The 16,522-nt window shown below is 39.7% G+C and carries 14 protein-coding genes and 1 tRNA gene; 5 read left to right on the plus strand and 10 right to left on the minus strand.

Annotation, left to right across the window (positions count from 1 at the left end):
- Positions 1 to 42 precede the first annotated feature (42 nt).
- Positions 43 to 2,424 (minus strand): hybrid sensor histidine kinase/response regulator, encoded by a 2,382-nt coding sequence (locus RMZ42_RS26865; protein WP_322674283.1) that lies wholly within the window; start codon positions 2,422 to 2,424, stop codon positions 43 to 45.
- Between the two features lie 544 nt (positions 2,425 to 2,968).
- Between RMZ42_RS26865 and RMZ42_RS26870 the strand changes: the two genes are divergently transcribed.
- A complete protein-coding gene (locus RMZ42_RS26870; protein ID WP_322674284.1) occupies positions 2,969 to 4,303 on the plus strand; it encodes a lipid-A-disaccharide synthase in 1,335 nt (444 codons plus the stop codon).
- A 380-nt stretch (positions 4,304 to 4,683) separates the two neighbouring features.
- Complete coding sequence (locus tag RMZ42_RS26875; protein ID WP_322674285.1) at positions 4,684 to 5,646, plus strand: ankyrin repeat domain-containing protein; 963 nt, start codon at positions 4,684 to 4,686, stop codon at positions 5,644 to 5,646.
- A 71-nt stretch (positions 5,647 to 5,717) separates the two neighbouring features.
- Here the strand turns inward: RMZ42_RS26875 and RMZ42_RS26880 are convergent, their stop codons facing one another.
- The 6 genes from RMZ42_RS26880 to RMZ42_RS26905 all read right to left on the minus strand — a co-directional run bounded on the left by RMZ42_RS26880 (position 5,718) and on the right by RMZ42_RS26905 (position 10,092).
- Positions 5,718 to 6,104: a hypothetical protein gene (locus tag RMZ42_RS26880; protein WP_322674286.1), complete on the minus strand. Its 387-nt coding sequence runs from the start codon at positions 6,102 to 6,104 to the stop codon at positions 5,718 to 5,720.
- Between the two features lie 141 nt (positions 6,105 to 6,245).
- Entirely contained in the window at positions 6,246 to 6,935 is a 690-nt protein-coding gene (locus tag RMZ42_RS26885) for a Uma2 family endonuclease (protein ID WP_322674287.1), read from the minus strand.
- A 167-nt stretch (positions 6,936 to 7,102) separates the two neighbouring features.
- Positions 7,103 to 7,175, minus strand: a tRNA-Phe gene (locus RMZ42_RS26890).
- Between the two features lie 74 nt (positions 7,176 to 7,249).
- Positions 7,250 to 8,131, minus strand: coding sequence for a metal ABC transporter permease (locus tag RMZ42_RS26895; protein WP_322674288.1), 882 nt, complete (start codon positions 8,129 to 8,131; stop codon positions 7,250 to 7,252).
- 47 nt (positions 8,132 to 8,178) lie between these two features.
- Positions 8,179 to 8,955: a metal ABC transporter ATP-binding protein gene (locus RMZ42_RS26900; RefSeq protein WP_322674289.1), complete on the minus strand. Its 777-nt coding sequence runs from the start codon at positions 8,953 to 8,955 to the stop codon at positions 8,179 to 8,181.
- 204 nt (positions 8,956 to 9,159) lie between these two features.
- Positions 9,160 to 10,092 (minus strand): metal ABC transporter substrate-binding protein, encoded by a 933-nt coding sequence (locus RMZ42_RS26905; RefSeq protein WP_416211838.1) that lies wholly within the window; start codon positions 10,090 to 10,092, stop codon positions 9,160 to 9,162.
- A 413-nt stretch (positions 10,093 to 10,505) separates the two neighbouring features.
- Between RMZ42_RS26905 and RMZ42_RS26910 the strand changes: the two genes are divergently transcribed.
- Positions 10,506 to 12,110, plus strand: coding sequence for an iron uptake porin (locus tag RMZ42_RS26910; RefSeq protein WP_322674291.1), 1,605 nt, complete (start codon positions 10,506 to 10,508; stop codon positions 12,108 to 12,110).
- 287 nt (positions 12,111 to 12,397) lie between these two features.
- Here the strand turns inward: RMZ42_RS26910 and RMZ42_RS26915 are convergent, their stop codons facing one another.
- On the minus strand, positions 12,398 to 13,021 hold the full coding sequence (locus RMZ42_RS26915) for a TenA family protein (RefSeq protein ID WP_322674292.1): 624 nt from the start codon (positions 13,019 to 13,021) through the stop codon (positions 12,398 to 12,400).
- A 158-nt stretch (positions 13,022 to 13,179) separates the two neighbouring features.
- The gene (locus RMZ42_RS26920; protein ID WP_322674293.1) at positions 13,180 to 13,950 is read right to left on the minus strand and encodes a pentapeptide repeat-containing protein; all 771 of its coding nucleotides are present in this window, start codon (positions 13,948 to 13,950) and stop codon (positions 13,180 to 13,182) included.
- 525 nt (positions 13,951 to 14,475) lie between these two features.
- Here RMZ42_RS26920 and RMZ42_RS26925 point away from each other — a divergent pair.
- Together RMZ42_RS26925 and RMZ42_RS26930 are read left to right on the plus strand one after the other, a co-directional pair.
- Positions 14,476 to 14,742, plus strand: a complete 267-nt coding sequence (locus RMZ42_RS26925; RefSeq protein ID WP_322674294.1) for a type II toxin-antitoxin system HicA family toxin — start codon at positions 14,476 to 14,478, stop codon at positions 14,740 to 14,742.
- Entirely contained in the window at positions 14,726 to 14,938 is a 213-nt protein-coding gene (locus RMZ42_RS26930) for a type II toxin-antitoxin system HicB family antitoxin (RefSeq protein ID WP_099103575.1), read from the plus strand. Before RMZ42_RS26925 ends, RMZ42_RS26930 begins: the two co-directional genes overlap by 17 nt.
- Positions 14,939 to 15,296: 358 nt before the next feature.
- Here RMZ42_RS26930 and RMZ42_RS26935 read toward each other — a convergent pair whose 3' ends face one another.
- Positions 15,297 to 16,358, minus strand: coding sequence for an L-histidine N(alpha)-methyltransferase (locus tag RMZ42_RS26935; RefSeq protein ID WP_322674295.1), 1,062 nt, complete (start codon positions 16,356 to 16,358; stop codon positions 15,297 to 15,299).
- Between the last annotated feature and the right edge of the window lie 164 nt (positions 16,359 to 16,522).

Genomic DNA, 16,522 nt, shown 5'->3' on the forward strand with positions numbered 1-16,522 from the left:
CAAATTCACGCGATAAAATCCCCATAAATAAATTTAGGGAAATTAATCCTTTGAGTTTTCGCTCAAAAAGTTAAGGATTAAATCTTCGTCAAACTGCCTCGCTAGTTGCCGCAATTGGTTAGCAAAGGGAGCGAATTTTGCGTCTGTTTCCTCTAGTTTATCTGCCCATTTTAAAATGTCATTAAAGTTACCTTTACTGGCTAAATTCATCAGTTCCTGCAAGACATCGGGGGAAGGAGGAGTTAATTTATCTGGTGTATCAAGTGTTGTAGGCAAAGAATTAATTTTTTGTTCCTCAGATTGCTGGTAAATCCATGTCAAACCTAAATTGCACTCTAATTGATGCAGTAATTCATTTGCCTGTACAGGTTTGCTCAAAAAGGTGTCACCTCCTGCTTGCAGACTGCGATGTTGGTCGGCTTCAAAGACACTAGCAGAAGAGACAATAATCTTGACATCGTGGATATCTGGGGTATGACGTAGGTGTTTAATCAATTCAAACCCATCCATTTCTGGCATCAGCAAATCTGTAATCACTAGGTCTGGTTTCAAGGCGATCGCTTTTTCTAAACCTTCTTTACCGTTGCTGGCTTCAACCACCTTGAAACCCAATGGTTGCAGTAAATTTGTAATTACTGTGCGATTCTCCCAGCGATCGTCCACCATTAAGATGGTGCGGGGACTACCTGCAAAGCCAATGATTTGTCCCTTGGATACAGCCATCGCAGACTGTATCCATTCGCTGGCTTGGGCGATCGCAATTTCAAACCAGAAAGTACTACCCTGACCGATCTCACTTTTAACCTGGATATCGCTACCCATCATCTGCACCAACTGCCGAGTAATAGCTAAACCCAGCCCCGTCCCTTCTATCTGATACTTTTTTGCACCTACTTGTTCAAATGGCAAAAAAATGCTGCCTAATTGAGTTGGAGTTATGCCAATTCCTGTATCTTTTACACTAAAGTGAATCCGATATTTCTCTGTCTGTTCATCAGCAGTCAGTCGATCGATTACCTCAACCTCGAAGTTAACTTTACCCTCATCGGTAAATTTAATGGCATTTCCCAGCAGATTCAAAAGAACCTGACGTAACCTTTTGACATCGACATGAACCCCTGTGGGTAAGTTGCTTGTGGGTTCATAGACAAACAAAATGCCTTTTTGTTCTGCCCGAATCTGGCAAATTTCGACAATACCCTGTAAAAAAGACGGAAAATGCACATCTTGAGGATTCAGTTCTAGTTTTCGCGCTTCAATTTTGGAAAGATCCAAAATGTCATTAATTAAAGTCAGTAGATGAGAGCCACACTGTTCAATAATGTTTACATGATATTGCTCTGACTCTGGCAAAGCTTTGGAACGCAGCAAAATTTGAGCGCAACCCAAAATACCATTCAAGGGCGTTCGCAGTTCATGGCTCATGTTGGCTAAAAATTCGCTCTTAGCCCGGTTTGCGGTATCAGCCGCTGCTTTAGATTTTTTCAGTTGAGCTTGTTCAAAAGCTTGTACCTGCCACAAGACAGTGACGATAATCGCTGTCAATCCGCCCACAATTAGGGCGATCAGATCGAGGAATTGTAGCCGAGATTCAATGTTTTGGCGCGGAATTACCAAAGCCACAGACCAATTAGCTTCTTGTAACGGTACATAAGCAACATACTTTTTAGTGCCGTCAATTTCCATCAATTGAATTCCCTGTTGTTTTTTTACCATCTGCTGCGCGATCGCATTTAAATTCCGATCTGGAATTTTCAGCAGGCTGGGTGCAGGTTTTTCTAACGTTGACATTAAGGTTGAGTTGGGATAGACGATCGCTTCTCCTTGGGAATTGAGAGCGAATGCATAGCTGTTCTTGCCGTAGCGCAACGAGTTAACCACCTTTGCAATGCGATCGACTTTAACATTGCCGTGGAAAACCCCAATCGGTGAACGATTGGTAGGAGAATCAGACCAGATTGGAGTGGCGATCGCAATTAAAGGAATACCTGTGGAACGGCTGATAAAGGGATCGGAAATGTTGCTTTTTCCCGCTAATGCTTTTTGAAAGTAGTCTCGATCCTTAATATTCTTATTTGACCGACCAATCTTAGTATTAAAATACGAACCATCCGGGGTAACTATTTGGAAAAAGAAAAATTCATCGATCCGCTCAACTTCTGACTTTAAATAAGGTTCTGCTAAAGACCAGTTTAAGGAGCGTACAGTTGAAGTATGAGCAAGGGTTTGTACCTCGACTTTGCGAATATGTAACCACTCTTCAATTTCATCAACTCCTCTCTGTACTTCTAAAAAAGCTTTTCCTCTCAAGTCTTGTAGCGTTATTTTCCGAGCAGCTTGATAGCTAAAATAAGCAGAAATACTCACAATAAGAGTAGTGCCACCGAGAATAAATCGAATCAGTAAATTTCGTGAAGAATACATTTTAATATCAGATGGGCTGGAGTTGCCTTTGATCGCAGGGTTCACCCTTTAAACAATGGGTTTTATAAGCAAAAAAAGAGCTATATTTAGATTGCCCAAAAAACTATTAATAATCGCAGTTATGATTGTTACCCATAGCTGCGATTGTCAATACCATAAATTTTGCTAACCATCCTTTAAATACCTGTATTGTGAAGTATGTATAGGCCGAGCGTCGGGTAAGTTCAAAAAATACATTTTAGAAAAAATATAATAATCAAATTTATCATTATATTTTTCTTGATAAATTAGATAATATTACTGATGTTTCAGTATCCGTAAATAGTCAACTTTATTTAGTTAAATAGGTATTTAAAATCAAAAATTTGGCTTATTTTGTAACAGGCGAAAGTCAAGAGTCGCCATCTAGGTGACAGTGGTAGCGATTAAATGACTGCCGACTCTATGCAAATTGAATGTGAAAGAGGTTATCAAATCTCATTAACAAGCTACAGTATATACCTGTAACATAACAACGAATTAGGTAATACTTACCTTTTGACTAATGACTCAAGTAGATATTCTGATCCTTTCAAATGGCCCAGGTGAAGTAACAACCTGGGTGCGTCCAGTAGTAAAGGCGTTGCGGCAAGAACTAGGGGATGACCGTTCTTTAGTGAGAATTTCTGTGGTATTATCGCCTTGCTCAAATGCCAGCGGTAAAGAAGCAGCGATCGCTCTTTCTTACCCCGAAGTAGATAGAGTTCAGGGAGCAGAACATTTTTGGCAATTTTTGCTTTGGGGTAAAACATTTGAAAATTGGGATTGGAGAAGTCGCGGTGTTATCATTTTTTTGGGCGGCGATCAAATTTTTCCAGTGATTATAGGCAAAAAGCTCGGATACCGCACAGTTGTTTACGCTGAATGGGAAGCTCGTTGGCATAACTGGATCGATCGCTTTGGCGTGATGAAACCCGAAGTAGCAGCCAAAGTCCCAGCAAAATATGCTCACAAATTCACTGTTGTCGGTGATTTGATGCTAGAAGCTAGTAGTCATTCGTCATTAGTCATTGGTCATTTGTCCTTAGCAAACGACAAAGGACAAATGACTAATGACATAGATGCGTCAGCGACTTACCACAGCGTAGGACAAAAGACTGAATTAATTGGGTTACTCCCTGGTTCAAAAGCAGCAAAATTAGCCCAAGGAGTACCATTATGTTTAGCTATTGCCGAATACATTCATGCAAAAAGACCGCAAATCAGATTTGTGATTCCTGTAGCCCCAACTTTGGATTTACCAACTTTAGCTAGTTTTGCCAATCCCCAAAAGAACTCTATTGCTGAAATCTTTGGCTTTGGCGGTGCTTCTTTAATTATTCCAGAGGATGCTCAAGGCAAGGCATTGCTCAAAACTGCAACGGGCTTAACTGTGGAAGTGTGGCAAGAAAATCCTGCATATCACCTATTATCCCAGTGCTGTATCTGCTTGACTACGGTGGGTGCAAACACTGCTGAACTTGGTGCTTTAGGAGTGCCAATGATTGTTTTACTACCAACGCAGCAACTTGATGCTATGCGTTCTTGGGATGGTTTACCTGGATTGTTGGCAAATCTGCCAGTAGTCGGTACGCTATGCGCTAAGGTGATTAATTGGTCATTTCTGAGATTTGTGAGACGCAAAGGTTTATTAGCATGGCCAAATATCTGGGCACAAGAAGAGATAGTCCCAGAAATTATGGGTAAAGTTCAACCACAAGATATTGGAGAAATGGTTTTAGACTTTTTGGCGAATCCAGAAAAATTGGATAATATGCGCGCTAAACTCCGAAATATTCGCGGTGAAAGCGGTGCAGCGCAGAAGATAGCACAGATTGTTGGTGAGGAAATTGGGAAGTAGGAACAGTTCGGCAGAATTTAATTGGAATTTTTAATAGTGGGACTTAGACAAAAATTAAGCCCAAATGTAGCCCAAACTGGCTTTATAAGTAACAAACACATCACGATAAATGGTCAACCAATCAAAAAATCAAAAAGGTTAGGACTTACGCATCGTACATAAGTACTAAACACAATTTGGGTATTTTAGCCATGTTTTGCATCCAGCGATCGCAAATGTCGGAATAAATCAGGGTTATCTGAAGCCTCTGAAAAGACTAAATACCGTAGTACACGTTTTGGTTGATTTGTATAGTGCGTAAGTCCTAAAGGTATAGCTGTGTTGTCTTACGCTTTAGGTTGGGAATTATAGAAAGTAATACTTTAAATACAATTATCCTTATGCGGTTTTTTTTAGTACCCGCTTATACAAGTATTTTATTGGTAACTTTTTTAGCTGGGTGTTCATCACCACAAAAAGTGCAATTAACAGTACAATCACCCATTTCCTCGCCAAACGCTGAATCATCTTTGCCTCTAAATAATTCTAAAATTTCCTCAGAATCGCCTAAAAATACTTTTCAAGATGCACTAGATGCAGCTGTTAGCGCTACTACTATAAGTCAATCATCTGTGTCTAAGGATGATTGGAATTTAGTTTATAGTAAATGGCAAGAAGCAATAAATTTGATGAGAACTATACCAGATAATAGCGAAAATTATGTGATGGCTCAGAAAAAAATTACTGAATATAGTAAGAATTTAAGTTATGCAAAACAGCAAGCTACAAAAAAAGAAATTATCAAAGAAGAAAAGACATTAATATTAATTCCTCCTGTAAGAAGAGAAACATGTCGAGAGAAGGAAATAATAGAGTCTTTATTTAAAGATATTCAAAAAGAGCCTCAGATGATTAATGAGCCGATACCTAAATATGCCCCAGGTGCTTGGGGTTCGCCATTTCCTTTATTGCATACAGCAGTTGGATTTGGTTGTAAAGTATACGTCGAACTACTAATTTCCATGAACGCAGATGTTAACAATGTGAGTTCTGAGGGCTTAAGACCACTTGATTTTGCATACAGAAAAGATATTGCTGCACTTCTCATTGCAAAAGGTGCAAATATTAATGCAACAAACGATAAAGGTTTAACTGCACTACACTATAAAGCACAAATTAATACTAAAGAAGGTAAGGCACATATTCATTTAAAAGATATTTTAGAAACATCTGAATTTTTGATATCTAAGGGTGCAAATATAAATGCTAAAGATCATAATGGCAAAACTCCTCTTGCTTATGCAAAATCAATCAATTTTCAAGAAATGATTAGGCTACTGAAAAGCTATGGAGGACAAGAATAGATATTATGATATCAAGCCACCCTTAAAAAAGCTTCTCGAACAATCTTGGTAAACTTATAATCGGCCAGCACTTAGTCCGAAGATTCGCCATTGCGTCGTCCCAATTCAAAAATGCCACAACTAATACACGCAAGTATACCTAAGCTGATTCCCCAACTAGGGCCTAAACTGAGTTCTACACCCCAGTTAACTAAAGCGCCAACTACCAAAAAAGGCACAATGCTAAACAGTGAGGCGTAGAAAGCATTTTGGGATTCTCTAGCTTTACGAGTCTTTTCAAATTCTGACTGGCTGGTATAAAGCGATCGCTCGGCAAAGTTAAACCAGCGATTGAGTTGCTCGATTACCCATTCATTGACTCTGGAAAAACCTAGATATAGCGCCAATGACCACAAACTCGCTCCAGCGATCGCGATCGTGTCTAATTCAAAACGGAAAGGTAAAATTTCAGTCAGCATTGCTTAGGTGAGTCCTGCAAAGGGTTAACTTTAGCTGTCAGTAGATGCTAAATAAACCTCTTGTGCAATTTTAAGCATAAAAGCTAACAAGATTTCAACTACTTGACAACTTCCCGCTTTTTAGCTTGAAGCAAACCTAATTTACGGATTGCTGGGTAAATGATCGGGGTCGATGCCAAGAGAACGTAAATGCTGTGCAAACTTTTCTGCTTTTTCTTCTGCCGTTAAATACCGATTTCCTTGTTCGTCATACCAAGATAGAAATTCCTGACCAATTCCACCAATAACACCTTGATGTCGTCCAATTCCTAAACCAACCTCTGGCATCCAATGAGGTTCGCCAATTTGTAATTGATAATTTTTATCTACCAATTTGTAAATTTCAAATGGTTGATGTCGATCGCGTTGCCAATATTCGGGGTTGTAAATAATGTAGTAAAGTACGCCAAGTTTCCGATAAATTTCTAACTTTTCGTCGTATTCACTTCCTGGGAAATGGGATACCATCTCCAATGTTAGTATTGGTACTACCTCATTTTCTTCCCAGACAGCGTAACTTCTACGCGATTTACCACCTTTTTTGCGATCGACTCCCAAACTCAAAAACCCATCTGGTACTATGGGGACTCTAGCATTAGCCCCTGTCGTGTGGTAGATTGCCATGTCTACGCCGAAAAACCAATCGGTGCGCGTTGCCCAAATCGAGGTTAATAAGAACAGTAGAATGTTGGGCAGAAAATTTTGATCCTCATTATCCACAGGTATATCGTCCGAGCAGGCTAGTTCGTCAGTGCTTGGAAGCCCAACGACTTTAAGGTTTTCTGACAGCATGACTATTACCGCGGTGGCTTCGGTTTCTTTGATTATAGATAAATTCAACTTGCCAAGGGTGCAGGGAAGGAACGCATCTAATAGCGTTCTCCACCCCAGCTAAAAACAACTTGCAGGCAACTTTTTTGCTTATGCAATATGTCAGTTGTGTTTTTGTCTGTAATCTATGCCAGGAACCGGACTTGAACCGGTGACACGAGGATTTTCAGTCCTCTGCTCTACCAACTGAGCTATCCCGGCTGGGGCTTTTGTGAGCCACGATTAATCAATGTAGCAAAGATAAAAGAATATAGCAAGTCTTTGGAGAAAAATAGTTATGCAGCTTTCAAACTCAACTTAAACCAGACGAAAACGGCTACAAATAGGAGAAACTGGACAAGAACAATACTTGGCCCAGAAGCAAGGTTGAAAATACCTGAGACCATGATGCCAGCAATGCTGCTGATGGAACCAACTATTACCGACATGACTAGAAAGCGGCTAAAGTGGTGACTCATCAGTTTGGCGGTGGAGGCGGGAATGACCAAAAAGGCGTTCACCAGTAAAACACCAACAGCTTTAATCGCCACAGCAACGGCGAGTGAAAGCAAGACCACAAAAGCGTAGCGGTACAATTGAACGGGAACGCCTTGAACTTGGGCAACATCGGGGTTAAGGGTCAATAAAATTTGCTGTCGCAGAGTTGATAGTAAAAATATGCTACCTCCCACAAGGACTAGCAGCGTCAAAATCAAATCTGTGGTGTCGATCGCTAGAATATCCCCGAACAGTACAGCCATCAAGTTGCCACGATATCCTTTAATTTGGCTCGTGAGAATTAAACCGATCGCTAATGCTCCAGATAGCACGATGCTAAGTACGCTATCGCTAGCTAAGTCGGTTTTGTCGATGAAGTAGAGGACAATAACCCCAAAAACTAAGGTAAAAGGTAATAGCATCCAAGTAGGATTTATTTGTAGCAGCACACCTAACGCCACACCTACTAATGCTGCATGACCAACCGCGTGGCTAAAAAATGACAACTGGCGCAAGGTGACAAAACTACCCAACATCCCGCCAAGTATTCCCATCAAGGCAGCACCGACAATCGCACGCTGTATCGAGGCAAGTTGTAACAACTCTAGCAAGTCATTACTACTAGCGATCGCAAGCCAAGTTATCTGACAATCATTGAATAAATTTATAATTACTGGCATAATTCATTCTTTAATTACGAATTACGAATTACGAATTACGAATTCTTTTAATGTTGGTGCTGGTAGCGGCTGAAACCTGGGCCATAGGTTGCTAACAGGTTTTGCGGTGAAAGGGCAATTTCTGGCTTACCAGTACAAACAATGCTTTGGTTTAGGCAAAGCACGCGATCGCAATGCCGATTTACCATATCAATATCGTGAGAAACTTGTAATACTGTCCAACCTTCCTCTCGCTTTAATTCATTTAACAAAGCGTAAAAATCTGCTGCACCTTGCACATCAACACCAGCAAAAGCTTCATCCAGTACCAAGAGTTTCCGAGGCATTACCAAACAATAAGCCAATAAAACCCGCTTCAGTTGACCGCCACTAAGAGTACCAATAGCTTGATGCTGTAAATGATAAGCATCAGTTCGCCGTAAAGCTTCTGTTACTGCTGCCGATTTTTCTCGGTCTTGTTTCCACAGCTTGGAGAAAAATAAATTCTTTTTTTTCCCTTCCTTAGTCCATCCCAGTCCCACCAATTCGCTGACAGAAATAGGAAAGCTGCGGTCAAAAATGAAGTTTTGCGGCATATAGCCCAATGCGTGGCGTAAATGCCCCAATCTGGAAATTGGACGACCTAATATTTCAATCGTCCCAGCACTTCGAGGTATCAAATCTAAAACCGCTTTTACCAAGGTACTTTTACCAGCACCATTGGGGCCAACAATGGCTGTATCTGTTCCTGGTAACAATTCAAAGGAAACATCTCGAACAGCTAGATAGCTGCCTTGGTAAACAGCTAATCCTTCTACTTTCAAAATAGGAATGTCATTAGTCATTGGTTATTGGTCATTGGTTATTGGTCATTGGTCATTGGTCATTGGGCATTAGTCATTGGGCATTGGGCATTAGTCATTGGGCATTGGGCATTGGGCATTGGGCATTGGTTATTGGTCATTAGTCATTGGTTTATGCTTAGTAACTTTAAATAAAAGACAAAGGACAACTGACAAATGACAAATGACAAATGACAAATGACAAATCTATTTACACGATGTTTCCAGAGTTTGCAAATTCGCTTTCATTGCCTTGAAATAATGCTGTGGATCTGTTTCTCCAGTTTCTAGAGAATCCAGAGTACGCAAATTTAATTTCAAGTCTTTAGAGAGGCTGTTCAGCAGTTTATTATCTACTCCTGGCTCGCTAAATAAAGCTTTAACTTTGTATTTTTTCACAGCGCTGACGGCATTTTGGACATCTGTTGGTGAAAGTTGATCTTCAGGAATTTGTACCACTGCAACTTGCTTGAGGTTATAGCGTTTGGCTAAATATGGAAACGCATCATGAAAGGTAATAAAGGTGCAACTGGGATTTTTCTGCAAAGTCTGCTGAAATTTACTGTTTAAGCTTTCTAATTCTTTAATATAAGCTGTAGCATTTGCTTCGTAAGTAGCTTTGTTCGCCGGATCGGCAGCAATTAATCCATCTCGAATATTTGTTACCTGCTGTTTTGCTAAAACTGGATCTAACCAAACGTGAGGATTACCTTGACTATGTTCGTGGTCTTTTTCATCTGACGTAGTTTTTACAACAGGTGAAATTTCATTTAAGGGTTTAATACCAATACTTGCATCAATTTCAGTTAATTTGGGATTTTGGGCATTTTTGACGGTACCTTCTAGAAATTCCTCTAAGCCTAAACCATTTTTTACTAACACCTTAGCAGTAGCGATCGCTTTGACATTTCCTGGTGTCGCTTGGTATTCATGTACCTCCGTACCAGGTGGTACTAGAATTTCTACATCTGCGACATCCCCAGCTACTGCCTTAGTAAACAAATATATCGGCAAAAATGTCGCTACTATTTTAGTTTTTCCCGGCTGCGCCTGTGGGATAGAAGCAGCTTCTTGTGCTTGTGGTAACTGTTCGGAAGTTGTTCCCTGATTTGGATTCGATTGGCTACACCCAGTAGCCATCGACAATATTAGCAGAGTAATTATGGGCAAGATGCCGCTTCTTTGCCTACCTGTTCTAATTTCTCTGCAATTCACTATCACGATATTTCTCCTCAAAACGGATGCTTGCTCTACCTTTGTCATCATCGCTATTGACAATGGCAAGTATTCTAAACTTTATACTATAATAATTCTCATTCTCATTTTAAGTACATAATATCATTCTGGGTTTGCTGTGTAATGAGTAACAACAAAACTTTTTCAGACGGTACAGCCCTCTGCAATTTAGTTTTCCCTAAATAATTAGGATTTCTTGACTTTTTTTGTTAAAAAGTTTCCTGACTTCTGATAAGATTGCTGACAAATATTCTCATAAAATACACGTTTAAAAAACGTGGTTTGGGTGTGAGTTGGAGATCGGTGTGAGGAGAGAAATGCAAAAATTCTGGAAATATCTGCTAGTTAGTCCAGCAGTCTGCGGTGTCATGCTATTTGTGAATACTGCTACATTTGCAGGTGAAACTTCTAGTATGTCTGAAATCAATCAAGTGCAAGTTTTAGCTAATCCAGACACAAAAGTTCAGACAAAAGCGCAAGTTACCTCCGTGTCTCAATTTTCTGATGTACAACCAACCGACTGGGCATTTCAAGCATTGCAGTCTTTGGTTGAACGCTATGGCTGTATTGCAGGATACCCAAATAGCACTTATCGCGGTAATCGGGCATTAACGCGATATGAGTTTGCTGCTGGTTTGAATGCTTGTCTCGATCGCGTTAACGAACTTATTGCTACAGCCACTGGCGATTTAGTTAACAAACAAGATTTAGCCACATTACAAAAGTTGCAAGAAGATTTTTCCGCCGAACTGGCGACACTCCGAGGTCGTGTGGATACAGTAGAAGCGCGAACTGCTGAATTAGAGGCGAATCAGTTCTCAACTACAACTAAATTGCAAGGACAAGTTGTTGCAGTTGTTAGCGATGTGTTGTCAGGAAATACAGTCAACGGTGCGGAAATTACAGATAAGAATACAACTTTAGGGTTACGGGCGCGGATAGAATTAGTAACCAGTTTCACAGGGAAAGATACGCTGTTCACCAGAATCCAGGCTAATAATATTCTCGGCCCTAATATTGGTACGCCAGAGGGTAACTTATTTTTTACTGGCGAGGATGGTACTACTGATGCTGCGATAGATGCACTGTTTTACAGATTTCCCTTGGGCGAAAAAACAGAGGTTGTTGCTATTGCTAATGCAGGTGCAGCAGACGACCTTACCACTACTGTGAATCTCTTTGATGGTGATGGTGCTTTTGGTGCTTTGTCCACCTTTGGTACACGTAACCCAATTTATAACCAAATAAATGGCGCGGGGTTGGGAGTAACGCACGAGTTCAATGATAAATTGGCACTAAGTCTAGGGTATTTGAGTGGTACAGCTAATGACCCTACACCCAATAATGGTTTGTTCAATGGTTCTTACGGTGCGTTGGCACAGTTGACAGTTAAACCAAGCGATCGCATTTCTATCGGTTTAACTTACATCAATTCCTACAATCAACCACTACTCACAGGTAGCAATGCCGCCACTTTCCAGAATATAGCAGCTATCCAAGGTTTACCAGAAGAGCAAGTCGGATTTTCCAGTAATTCTTACGGTGTCGAAGCATCCATTGGCATCACTGATAACATCGTCTTAGGTGGTTGGGCTGGATACACCAACAGCCAAAGCTTGAGAGGAACTCGTGGAGACATTGATATTTGGAACTATGCTGTCACCTTGGGCTTCCCTGACCTCGGTAAAAAAGGTAACTTAGCAGGTATCATCGCTGGTGTGGAGCCGAAAGTGACAAGTTCTGACATCGCAGGGTTGGATAGCGATCCTGATACATCCTATCATCTTGAGGCTTTTTACCAATATAAGCTGAGTGACAATATCACCATTACTCCTGGAGTCATCTGGTTAACATCTCCAGATCACAACGACACGAATGATGATGTTGTTATTGGTGCATTGAGAACCACATTCAGTTTCTAATTTTTAAAATCTTAAAAGAAGACGCAAAAGATAAATTTGCGTCTTTTTTTGTGTATAGGTTTAAAAATAGAACTTAGCATTTTTACCCGGCTTGATATAGCAAGGGACTGGGGACTGGTGACACTTCGACAAGCTCAGTGCATCGCTGGGGATTGGGTGAAAAGTCTTGTTGTGTCTAAGTTTTATCATCTGTTAATGTCCTAACCACCAAGGCTTGTGCTATATCTGAAAACAACGCGAGTTTGACATTTAGGAAAAGTCAAAAAAGTTGCTCGATATGAATTTGCTTAATTGAACATCCACGCAGCTTGAAAAAAGTCGCGTTCGCAAAACATCGCATAACGATAAGTTGAATGCACAACAGAGTTGGTAGCGGCATAATTGTCAACCAAATTTTCTAATTGTTGTGTTAGTGGTTGAAAATCTGCGCCGCTATAAGTACGAATCCAGTCTGCATATTGATGATCGGGAATACCGTTACCAGCCAATTTTTCTCCTAAAAAGGCATACAAACGCATACAGGGAGACATCGCCGCCGCAGTTAAACCTACATCTTTGCTCCAAGCAGTTGCTAACAAAAAATCAGTATAGCGGCGGGTGGCAGATGTCGGTTCTACAGCATACAAATTGACTCCCCACTCAGAAGCATAACTACTATGCAGCCGTAGTTCTTCTAAAACTCCACTAGCTAAATTATGAAATGTGGTGAAACCTAACCAGTCTGGTGCTTTAGCTGCGGCGATACTGTAGGCACGGGCAAAAGCTTCTAAGAAAAAAGCATCTTGCCCTACGTAGTAAGCAAATTTAGCTCGATCAAGAGTACCATCGCCAATACCTTGAACAAAAGGATGCTCTAAGCAAGCTTGGGCTAAGTCTTGATTTGCTGCCCATAATTCGTTAGATAAAGTCATTTGTTATTTGTCATTTGTCATTTGTACTGCCCTTCAACTACGCTCAGGAACCGCGAACGCGAACAGCGTCTCGTAGAGAAGCCGTAAAGCCTGCGGCATAGCTTCGCTTAAGGCGCAGCGTCTCGTAGAGAAGTATTTGTTAACTGTTATTATCTCTTTTAAAAAGGGAAGAAATTGAGCAAGACTGAGCCAATACTTCCCAAAAAGTCAACGAAGCTGGGTTTACCAGTACTTACCTTCTCATTGACGGGTGTTTGCAGTTCTTTGATAAAAGTTTGGGCTGTTAGGGTTCCAGTGCTGTTGTTTTGGGATGTAAACAATTTTTGTGCAACTTGAGCATCTTGGAATGCACCTTGTCTATCTAGTATTTGGTAACGGGCGACACCACGAGCTAGATAAGCATCTGCATATTCTGGTTTAATTGCGATCGCTTGATTAAAATAACTGATTGCTTGCTGTTGGTTGCCTTTTTGCCCTTCTGCTACACCCAAAGCATAAAAATCTGCTGGTGAAGCAATTTGTGATGGTATCGCAACTGCACCTTGAAAGTTAGTCCCATTCAAGTAAGCGCCAGTTAGTTCTGCATTTGCTAAATAAGTATTTCTCAAATCAGCACCCGTCAAATTTGCCCCATTAAATTTAGCTTCGCTCAGGTTAACGCCAAATAAACTCGCGCCACTTAAGTTTGCACCCCGCAAATCTGCACCGCTCAAGTTTGCACGGCTGAGGTTAGCACCTGTGAGATTAGCACCGCTCAAATTGGCTCCAGATAAGTCAGCCATCACTAAACCTGCACTCGTCAAATCACAGTTTTGACATTGTTTGGTTGCTAATAACTGTTTAACATGTTCAGAATTAGCCGCTTGTACGGTCGTTGTCAAACTAATGGTGGTTAAAAATGCAACTGCACTTAGAAGTTGATTCTTCATATTTATGTAATATTTTTTACTTAATAGCAGTATGAACTGAGATGGATTTATACCTCAGCATTATGATATGAGCAATCTCAATAATTTGTCCTCTGTAGTTGCCTACATCACTTATAAATTGGTGATACCTTTCCTGTGGAACCTTACGCTAAAGGATTATAGAAAAGTCGGAAAAGTATAAATTGAGCCGATATTAAGATTGATAACCCCAGTAACAAGGGTAAATGAGCATCATTCGTCAAGATAAATGATACACTTTACTACAGGCGAAACTGATGTTACAAAATTAAACTCACTGCAAAATATCGCTTCCAAAAAATCATCTGTAACATCCAAATAATTAGTATTTTTTAAAATCAAGTCAATTAGTAGAGCAGTATCCAAGCCTAAAGTTTGCCCTATAACTGGACTAGTCATTGTCATCAGGGATGCTCTAACTCAGGAGCAAAATGATAGATTTGCTTTTGGATACCCTGATTTTAAATAAATATGAGACTATAGAAACATTAAGGCAGTCAGAAAAACGTGAGTCAGCAAGACAAACTCTTAGACAAAATTATCTCTGGGACTTCTGATACAGATATCCCCTTCGCCCAACTGTGGCAACTTTTATATACACTAGGCTTTGAAGAACGGATTCGTGGCGATCATCGTATTTTTGTCAAAGCCGATGTTGAGGAGATATTGAACCTGCAACATAAAAAAGGAAAAGCCAAAAGTTATCAAATTAAACAAGTTCGGGCAGTGATTCTCAAATATAAGCTAGGAAGTAAAAATGATGTTTCGGTATGAAATTATTCTCTACTGGAGTGAATTAGATCGAGCTTTTATTGCTGAAGTTCCAGAGTTATCAGGCTGTGCTGCTGATGGTGATACTTATCAAGAAGCACTGCATAATGTAGAATTAGTTGTGCAGGAATGGATAGAAACTGCTAAAGATTTGGGGCGTCCAGTTCCTGAGCCTAGACCACGTTTGATGTATATTTAATTGATACGCAAACCAAGTTAAACTGATTTTTTAGCACCATCAGAAATATTTAATACCACATTAGATACGGTTCGGAAAAATTTTCACTAAAAGACCTAAAAATTTCTACTGGCTGCCATTATAGTATCTAAGTTATAGCGATTCTCATTTGAATGGGTACATAGTATTGCCCATTATTGTCAACTTCAGATCAAATGCTTGTACCACAAGTCGAATTACCCCCCTTAATTCCCCCGATATATTGGGGGTAAACAAGAAAATCCGGTTCCCTCCCCTTTATAAGGGGAGGGTTAGGGTGGGGTAAAAGAATATTTGATACATTAATCATAACTTTTCAAACATTCTTTAAGTGAAAAACTTAGTTACTGGCAACCTTACAAATTACCATAATATGTGATTTGTATTTGTTAGTAGTATAGTGAATAAGTTGTAGTCCAGAACGTTCTAGCTCTTGCAATAGTTTAGGTATTTCATACTTGTGATGTCGCCAAATAGTAATCTCTTCACCTTTAGAGATTTCAATATTTTTATCTATACCCATGCGACTAAAATTTATAGTGTAATCATGACATAGTTTCAGATTAGCAACAATACTATCTGTTTTGAAATCGTATTTTCTCACTAGTTCACAATCTTCAGATTTTATCCCAATCTTTTTTTTAACCCATCCATATATTTCTTCTACGTGATACTTGCAGCCACCTCTAACTATTCCATCCCATGTAGAGTTAGAACCAGTCTCGTTAGTAAATACTAAAAGATCATTTTTTCCCATGCTATCTCTAAAGTTTTTGAACACTTCATCTCTATTTTGATGATTTCCAATGGTAACACCTAAGTGTAAAAATATTTTTGCTGTGTCGTCAATTTCAAGGCTAGCTTGATTTTGGAATAAACTTTTGGGTACACAACTACTTTCTATATCAATTGTGGAACTGAGAAAATCGATTAATGGAAACCATTTTTTGAAATTACTTTTGGAGAGATGAAGCAATTCTTCACTAATATCTAAAGCAATATATTTGTTAACTTTTTCTAATTGATTTAGTTTGCGGATAAATTTTTTAACTGGATATGAATTCCCTGCACCAACGTCTATAATATTTACTCTATCGCCAGCTTTGATATTACTATTCAGGTATTTAAAATTATCTTTTAAAAGGTCAATTTCTACATTTGCTCTTCCATACCATCTAGGAATAGCGTGTTTCAAATAAAAATCGTTCCAAATTTTGGCACCTCTCCCTTTATAAGAATACTTGAGAGGAATTTCTCGTCTGACTTCTAATGCATGAATTATCCCTGAAACTTCTTCTTCAGAAAAAAGAGAGTAGAACTCAGAACTTGGCTTTGCTGTGCGACTGATAGCAGGTGAAATATCACAGGGAAGTTGGGAATTGCTATGAAAATTTTGAGCCATTATTCTTGTTCTTTGGTTTTCTTTGGTCTTGAAATTGATTAGCCGCAATGCTTGCTAAAAATGTATTCTCCCATGCCACTGTCCCAAAACTCGGAATTTGCACCACAAACAAGAGAGGTACTCTATATTTCACATTCACCACTATCAAATGGTCAATTGTTTTT

It is taken from the genome of Nostoc sp. DedQUE05 (genome assembly GCF_034530955.1).
GTDB lineage: Bacteria > Cyanobacteriota > Cyanobacteriia > Cyanobacteriales > Nostocaceae > Nostoc.

Bases quoted from the DNA above. Each gene is read 5' to 3' on its own strand.
- RMZ42_RS26895 (WP_322674288.1), bottom strand. From the start codon at position 8,131: ATGCCAGTAATTATAAATTTATTCAATGATTGTCAGATAACTTGGCTT.
- RMZ42_RS26875 (WP_322674285.1), top strand. From the start codon at position 4,684: ATGCGGTTTTTTTTAGTACCCGCTTATACAAGTATTTTATTGGTAACT.
- RMZ42_RS26870 (WP_322674284.1), top strand. From the start codon at position 2,969: ATGACTCAAGTAGATATTCTGATCCTTTCAAATGGCCCAGGTGAAGTA.
- RMZ42_RS26935 (WP_322674295.1), bottom strand. From the start codon at position 16,358: ATGGCTCAAAATTTTCATAGCAATTCCCAACTTCCCTGTGATATTTCA.
- RMZ42_RS26915 (WP_322674292.1), bottom strand. From the start codon at position 13,021: ATGACTTTATCTAACGAATTATGGGCAGCAAATCAAGACTTAGCCCAA.
- RMZ42_RS26885 (WP_322674287.1), bottom strand. From the start codon at position 6,935: ATGCTGTCAGAAAACCTTAAAGTCGTTGGGCTTCCAAGCACTGACGAA.
- RMZ42_RS26865 (WP_322674283.1), bottom strand. From the start codon at position 2,424: ATGTATTCTTCACGAAATTTACTGATTCGATTTATTCTCGGTGGCACT.
- RMZ42_RS26880 (WP_322674286.1), bottom strand. From the start codon at position 6,104: ATGCTGACTGAAATTTTACCTTTCCGTTTTGAATTAGACACGATCGCG.
- RMZ42_RS26910 (WP_322674291.1), top strand. From the start codon at position 10,506: ATGCAAAAATTCTGGAAATATCTGCTAGTTAGTCCAGCAGTCTGCGGT.
- RMZ42_RS26920 (WP_322674293.1), bottom strand. From the start codon at position 13,950: ATGAAGAATCAACTTCTAAGTGCAGTTGCATTTTTAACCACCATTAGT.
- RMZ42_RS26905 (WP_416211838.1), bottom strand. From the start codon at position 10,092: ATGGCTACTGGGTGTAGCCAATCGAATCCAAATCAGGGAACAACTTCC.
- RMZ42_RS26900 (WP_322674289.1), bottom strand. From the start codon at position 8,955: ATGACTAATGACATTCCTATTTTGAAAGTAGAAGGATTAGCTGTTTAC.
- RMZ42_RS26930 (WP_099103575.1), top strand. From the start codon at position 14,726: ATGATGTTTCGGTATGAAATTATTCTCTACTGGAGTGAATTAGATCGA.